Source organism: Chryseobacterium polytrichastri (genome assembly GCF_900142445.1).
GTDB classification, from domain to species: Bacteria; Bacteroidota; Bacteroidia; order Flavobacteriales; family Weeksellaceae; genus Chryseobacterium; species Chryseobacterium polytrichastri.
In genome coordinates this window covers 1-7,315 of record NZ_FRAV01000068.1, presented here as the reverse complement: position 1 = coordinate 7,315, position 7,315 = coordinate 1, and the positions used below count along the sequence as shown (strand labels likewise).

Annotated in this window: 7 protein-coding genes; 3 read left to right on the top strand and 4 right to left on the bottom strand. The window is 30.1% G+C overall.

The features are described from left to right. The first annotated feature begins 262 nt into the window (after window positions 1-262). A complete protein-coding gene (locus BUB80_RS22690) occupies window positions 263-1,486 on the top strand; it encodes a site-specific integrase (RefSeq protein WP_073297976.1) in 1,224 nt (407 codons plus the stop codon). A gap of 798 nt (window positions 1,487-2,284) precedes the next feature. Further along, window positions 2,285-2,512, top strand: a complete 228-nt coding sequence (locus tag BUB80_RS22685; protein WP_073297974.1) for a hypothetical protein — start codon at window positions 2,285-2,287, stop codon at window positions 2,510-2,512. A gap of 497 nt (window positions 2,513-3,009) precedes the next feature. Here the strand turns inward: BUB80_RS22685 and BUB80_RS22680 are convergent, their stop codons facing one another. The 4 genes from BUB80_RS22680 to BUB80_RS22665 form a co-directional block, all read right to left on the bottom strand. Further along, on the bottom strand, window positions 3,010-3,327 hold the full coding sequence (locus tag BUB80_RS22680) for a DUF6922 domain-containing protein (RefSeq protein WP_073297973.1): 318 nt from the start codon (window positions 3,325-3,327) through the stop codon (window positions 3,010-3,012). A 37-nt stretch (window positions 3,328-3,364) separates the two neighbouring features. Continuing rightward, on the bottom strand, window positions 3,365-4,042 hold the full coding sequence (locus tag BUB80_RS22675) for a nucleotidyl transferase AbiEii/AbiGii toxin family protein (protein ID WP_073297971.1): 678 nt from the start codon (window positions 4,040-4,042) through the stop codon (window positions 3,365-3,367). Between the two features lie 702 nt (window positions 4,043-4,744). Then, on the bottom strand, window positions 4,745-5,137 hold the full coding sequence (locus BUB80_RS22670) for a transposase family protein (RefSeq protein WP_175549647.1): 393 nt from the start codon (window positions 5,135-5,137) through the stop codon (window positions 4,745-4,747). A gap of 23 nt (window positions 5,138-5,160) precedes the next feature. Then, window positions 5,161-5,592, bottom strand: a complete 432-nt coding sequence (locus BUB80_RS22665) for a transposase family protein (protein ID WP_073297967.1) — start codon at window positions 5,590-5,592, stop codon at window positions 5,161-5,163. Window positions 5,593-5,829: 237 nt separating this feature from the next. Between BUB80_RS22665 and BUB80_RS22660 the strand changes: the two genes are divergently transcribed. Beyond that, complete coding sequence (locus BUB80_RS22660; protein ID WP_073297965.1) at window positions 5,830-6,993, top strand: plasmid recombination protein; 1,164 nt, start codon at window positions 5,830-5,832, stop codon at window positions 6,991-6,993. The last annotated feature ends 322 nt before the right edge of the window (window positions 6,994-7,315 follow it).

The window sequence follows — 7,315 nt, the reverse complement described above, 5'->3', positions numbered from 1 at the left end:
ATGTAGAATTTGGTTTTCTTCTTCAAATTTTACAATCTCAAAATATTCAATCAACAGTTCAGGTAAAAATAATTTAAGCAGTTCGGCATCATTTAGCATTATACAAAAATAGCATTTTTTATTTTCTCCCCAACTTTTGAGACTGATCCAAAGTCTTATTCTCTACTCACCGAATATCAGCTAAACAGCCTATTCATCTATTGAACATCTTGTAGGTTTAAAGATTCGCAAATACATTTATTAATCTTTAAAATCTCAAGTTATGGAAACCTACAGTGTACTTTTTTATCCAAAAAAAGTCAAAAACAATTCTACAATTTCTACAGTCTATTTACGAATTACCATTTCCGGTAAGAGAACAGAAATTTCAACGGGGCAAATTATTAAAACATCACAATGGGCTACGAAGTCTGGAAAAATAAATGGCAATACTTCTGGAACAAAACAATTAAATTCTTTTTTAGAGGGAGTAAGGGCTAGGTTATTTGAATGCTACAGTAATTTGTTTAATGAAGGGAAGGAAATCAACTGCGAAAATCTTCGTAATAGATATTTAGGAATTGAGGAAAGAAAAGTTACCCTCATGGAGGTTTTTAAGGATCATAACTCAAAGATGGAAGAGCTTATAGGAAAAGAATACTCCAAGGGAACTTGGGAAAGATATGAGACTTCTTTAAGACATACTGAGGCGTTTATGAAATGGAAATTTAACATTGCCGATGTTGATGTTCGATATATTAATGCGGGATTTGTAGCTGACTATGAATTTTATTTACGTACTGTACGAAACTGCTGTAATAATTCCGCTGTTAAGTATATTAAAAACTTTCAAAAGATTATTAACATCTGTATTGATAATGAATGGATCAGTAAAAACCCTTTTGCAAATTATAAATCTAAAATAGTAAATGTAGATGTAAGATTTTTAACTGATGCAGAATTAAGAAGAATTCAGGGAAAGAAATTCATTACAGAACGATTGAAAGTTGTTCGGGATATTTTTGTTTTCTGTTGTTATACAGGTCTTGCTTACATTGATGTGAAGAATCTTACAAAGAATAACATCACAAAAGGAATTGACGGGGGATTATGGATTAAAATAAAAAGAACCAAAACCAATGTTGAGGCGAGTATCCCTATACTAAAAGACGCACTTGAAATTTTGGACAAATACGAAAATGATCCGAAATGCATCAATGAAATGACCATTTTACCTGTACTTAGTAATCAAAAGATGAATGAATATTTAAAGGAAATCGGAGATTTATGCGAAATTGATTTTGATATCACTTTTCATACTGCAAGACATACATTTGCTACTACAGTTACGCTTAACAATGGAGTGCCTTTAGAAACTGTGAGTAAAATGCTTGGGCATAAGAATATAAGAATGACACAACATTATGCTAAAATACAAGATCGAAAGGTTGGTAGTGATATGTCTGCTCTCAAAAATATCTTAATGGAAAACAAAGAGGTTGTTTAAAAATGTTGAAGAAGTAATCTCTTAACTCTCAATTCAATTCAATTCCAAAATAAATTATGCAATTTATATTAATGTAATCTCTAATAGCTTAAAAGTGATCTGAAGTAAAAATCCTCAAATTATAAATTTGAGGATTTGTTATTATTTATTGTTAAGAGGAAATAAAGGATATGTTGACAAAAAGGTCATATTAGGAATAATAGAGTGAATTTTTTTTTGCCATTTGTTGGGATGTATTAAGTTACTTGCATATAGTTTTAAAACTGTAAGTACATACAAATGTAAAAGCAGTAGTATGTACAATTGTATATATGTAATTTTGTAATATAATATTCTCTAGCTTTAAAGCATTAATATAAATAATTGATATACTTAGTAGTGGTATCAAGATAATATATATAATTCTACATAGCATCCACACAATGATGTGATAAATTTATTGAAAGCCTATTATATTCATAAAACCCAACTTGCAACAGGTGAGCAGCCTAAATGCAATTATTGTGAATCTCGAATTGAACATTCAGCAACATTGCAAGTTGAACATTACAGGCCTAAAGCAAAAGTGCAATCAGGATAGAACGACTACATTGAAATAAGTGGATATTATTGGGCTTGAATGGACGAATCTGCTATTTGCATGCCCTAAGTGCAATGGAAAAATGCAAAAGGAAACAAATTTCCTATCATAGGGATTAGAGCATAGCCACATAATCCTATTGCAACAACGGGTAGAAATTTAACACTTGTTAGAGTAGACTGCTATGCAATTCAACCTATTTACAGCTAGAGCTTCCTTTGTTATTAAACCCTGAAGTTGATCATCCGGAAAACTGTCTTATTTTTGATACCCTCGGAAGTATCAGTGGATATAGGCATGGGATGGATAGAGGAGAAATTAGTAAAGATATTTATAGATTAAATAGTGATGAGTTGCTTATTTGTCGAAAAAAAGTTTGGAACGAAATTAAAAATGATATTAACGAAAATGTAGATGGACATCTAGCAAATATTCTGGATGAGTGAGCACTTAGATTTCATTTTGGTATTACTGCTAAAAAACTTTTTTTATTGGTATATAATGAAGTGCTAGCGCAAAACCCGTAGCAAACATTTGCTTTTGCCTGACTCGAACTACTACTAAGCCATGCAGAATATTTATTGGAGATTTTTAAAATCAAATTCAATGTAGTTAGATTTTAAAATACTGACTTTTTAATAACTGTACGGAGAAGATAGGAGAACATTCACAATTTTACAGATCGGTTCGCATGCTCTGTGAGGCTATATTATAGTTGCCACATAGTGTCGTTTTGCCATTGCAATTTTTACACAATCGTTTAAAATGCAAGAAGTCCGCTAAAAAGCTGACACCTTACATTTTTTGTCAAAAGGAAAAAGAAGCTAATTTTCACCAATGATTTCCTCACGAAATTAGCACCTCTCAATTTTTATTGCTGAGAAATTATTTTCTCAGCAGTATTATTGGTTTAGGTCTTATCTACAACAAACATTTTCTAAATCTAAATCCAATGGTAAGGTTTATCTTTTCTGTTTAGATAGCAGTGCATCTCCTCTTTTTTAAGTTCCGGAAAAAATTCTAAAGCTTTATCAATTGCATAATTTGGCAAGAAATGAATTTCCTCACGAATTGCTTTAATTACTTTTTCGTAAGTGTAAAATTCTACAATTATGTCAATTTCATTTTGATTACCACGTTCAACAATACGACCGATAATTGACTTATAGGCTTTATCAAGATCCATCGCATCTAAATCATAATCCCAAAAAAATGCAGGATCGAGATCAAAGGACCGACTTTTTTTATTTCTTGTTTTCATAATATAAATTTACTGAATATTAGTGAGATATGAAATTTTAACGCTTGAATCCACGTCCTTTTTGTTTGTTATTTTGCTCCTTGATTTTAGTAAACTTCAGTAATGGGTTGTACACTGATTTTTTTAATCTCTCTTCTATTTTTTGCCAAGTTACATCTTTACCTTTCATAATCTTAACTTGTACATCCATATCGATATTTTCATAATGTAATAAAATTAAAGCAGCAAGAGAGGGATTTCCTCCGTACTTTTTTTGATAAAAATCAAGATAAGTCTTAAGGGAATTGTGTTCCAATAGAAAATGCATATCGACAAAGTCCTTTATTCTGCTTCCATCTTGAAATATAGCGTGAAGTTTCATTGCACCTATATCCTCAAGGGATGCGAGCCTAACGTTTTCTTTTGTTATTGTAGGCAATTGCCATTGGTACTGATGTGCAAGGATATCGACCTTGATTTGAGATATTTTCAAAAGCAATGTATTTTCAAACTTATTTTTAACTTCAACAGGATAGATATTAGCAAAATAGTTTAGGATAGAATTCTCGTCAAACGGTTTAGTTGTAAACAGATCAATGTCAATACTTAGGCGATGACCCAGCATTAGACTGAGTGCAGTACCACCCACCAAAGTAAAATCGCTTAGTATTTCATCTTTCATCAGTTGTTGAAGAAGTTCCCACATTTCCTTACTGACAGTTTCTTTATGCAGCATATTTTCATTTTTCAGAAAATTAATTATGAAAAAGGAGGTATGCTTTTACACTTGTGTTGTAGGGAACTATTTGGCTTAGTTTGTCAATGAATGTTTAAATCAGAAGCCTTTTATGGATAGAGGTATTAATAAATGGAATTACAATTTTTTTCTGTTGGTAGGTACGCAAATATGTACCTGCATATTGATACAACCAACTTATATTTTAGCATAGTTTGTTCTTTCAATTAGCTCTAATAATTTTAAAAAGTCCACCTTTTAGTTAGGCACCCTAAAATTTACAATATGCAGATGGATTCGTTTTGTACTTTTTAATCATTAATCAAAACCAAGCCTGCTTTATAAAAAGTAATGTTCCTAAAATTCTTTTAAGAATGAATTTATTGGTTATTAAAATGTGTTCCATTTAACAACTACATGGAGAAGTTAGGAGCTCATTCGCAACTTTGAAAGTCCTTACGTCCTAACAAAGTTTCTGCTTCGCTCTACGAGGATTTTATTTCTGGTTTAAATAAATGAAGATTTTAAAATCATTCAAAATAAAAGAAGTACAAATCCGTAATATTTACTTTTTCATTTTAAGAGAATATGAAGAATTATACCTTATAAGATTTTTTTTCAAGGTTTCTAGTCTATAAAATGTTCACTACTCTGTCTTTAATCATATAATATTTCGATGACATTTTATAATAGATATCTTTCCTAATTAAACTCTGTCATTTTTAAATTTCTTGTTGTTCTTTTAAGGTTGACGATAGTAGTAATTACTCTCCAATTTTTATCATAGTTTTTGTGTTTTCCACGATATTTACTGCTGCAAATTCTGAATATTTTACAATCTCTATTGATATGTTCTATTATTACCCTCTTGGAAGCCTGCTTTTTATTTTCATCCTTTTGTTGCTCGGTAAGTGGTTTAAATTTCGATTTTTTGTGTGGAATAATACTATTTTCATGAATCTTTTGAATTCCTAAAAAACCTAAATCTGCTAAGATGGTAATATCCTTAGCCATTTCAACCGATTGGTTTTTAAACATCTGAAAATCATGAACAGTACCTACAGCAAAGCTAATCCCTTTGATTAATCCTATCAAAATACACCCGATGATTAATACCTTTATCGTATGTCGCTTTTTTTACTCGAATAATAATCTTCTTGATTTTTTAAGGGACGCTCTATTTCTTGCTCACATACATCAATAGCTACTAAATTGGTTTCTAGGCTCATTTTTAAACTCCCAATATCAGGACAATTCAAACACCTCAATAAAATCATCTCTGTAAACTTACATCTCTTATAAGCATAAGATTCACTAATCCTAAATCTTTTACCTAAGGTTAAATAGGTTTCATAATTTCTTATATACAATAAGTAAATTAGAATTTGATTTTCTGGAGACATACTACTTCTATTGCCTAATTTACGGGTCCAAAGCTCCGATTTATAAACATCTAATTCTTTAAGAAATATAAAAGCACCCTTATTAACACCAATCAAACGCTGGAATTCTGACGATTTCCTCACTTTATATTCCTCAAATACATCCATTACTGCAAAAATATTATTATTGAAATACAGAAAGATAATTAAGAAAGATATCTAATATGGTTTTTGAATCTACTATTCTAGTTTTATATATGGTATTTCTAAAATCACTAGTATAGATTGTTTTATACATTCTGTTATTACGACATTAGATTCCAAACTATGCTAAATAATGCAACTTTAGGAAAAAATGTAGTAACAAACTTATATTACATTTATTAATATCGTTTGTGGTACACAATGAAAACCTCTATCAATTTCAAGGCTGCTAAATTAAATTCTGAAGCTCATAATTTCAGAAGAAAAACATTTGATTATATCCGAAAAGATTTAAGCCAAAAGAATGAATATTGGTCTGAAGAAAAAATTGGTGATAGACTTCGTAAAATAGAAATTTACTGTAAAGAAAAGTCAGGCAGGAAATTACAAAAGAATGCTATGCCGATTCGTGAAGCCGTAGTTGTGATTAAGGAAAACACTACGATGCAAGATCTACACTACTTGTCTAAAAAGCTTCAGGAAGAGCTTCAGATCAGAATTTTTCAAATTACTATTCATAAAGATGAAGGTCACTTGGATAAAGATATCAAAGAATGGAAGCCAAATTTGCATGCTCATTTAGTTGCCGACTGGCAGGATTTAGATACTGGTAAAACATTGAAGCATCAGTCATTTCACTATTCTAAAATGCAGGATATTACCGCTGAATGCTTAGGAATGGAAAGAGGGGTTGAAGGCTCTAAAGGAAGACTTGAAGCTATAGAGTTTAAAATTCAAAAAAAAGAAGAGGAATATCAGGCTCTCAATGAAAAAATAAATGAAATGAAATGCGAAGTAGGTTCTCAAAAGTTTAAAAATTTCATTGTGAAGGAAAACAACTTTTTAGGATTTAATAGGATTAAAATAGATAAGACCATTGAAAACTATGAGAAAGTTTTTAAATCCTATAATGTAAAATTGATCAAAGACAGAGAGGTTTTACAGTTAAAAACCAAAATAATTTCAGAACTTCAAAGCAAGAATATTAATCTTACAAAAAAAATCTCCGTATTGAAGAAGAAATTATCAAGTGTTTTATCCAACGTAACTATTTATTCCATTGAAAAACAAAAGTATTTGGATTCTGCAAAAGATACTTTAATAAAAGCGCTACAATTTGAAAAATTGAAACAACCTGGGTTATTCGATACAACGAAAGAAAAACTAATCAGTATCGTCAATGGAGTGGGTAAAAAAGTTTGTGAGGAAAATAATATTCTTTTTTCTGCATTTGAGGAAATTTTTAAAACTCAAGAAAATAGCTTTGAAATAATTTCTTTATTAAATTTTGGTGATACTCAAATTCGATATGACTCTGAAGATATTCCGGTACTGCAAAAAAGCAAAAAGATAAGAAGGTCATAAAAGGACTGATGAAAAAATAAATAAAAGAAAACGAAGGTATCGTTTCAGATTATTAAAAGACAAGTTCAAGTCCGATGGATATGATGAAAAATCTCCACCTTGCAGGTAGTATTTTTCATCATAAACTTACTTTTTAAAATCTTCAACAATGGATGAAAGGCTTTCTTTTTTTATCTTTTTTCTTTTGAAAAATTTATCGATTCCATTTGTTCAAACTTCCAATGTTCATATTGAAGTCATCTTGACTTAAAGAAACTTTTATTTTTTATTTGAAATAAAAAAAGGGATTAGGAAATTAGTGTCGCTAAACTAAAAAAAATCC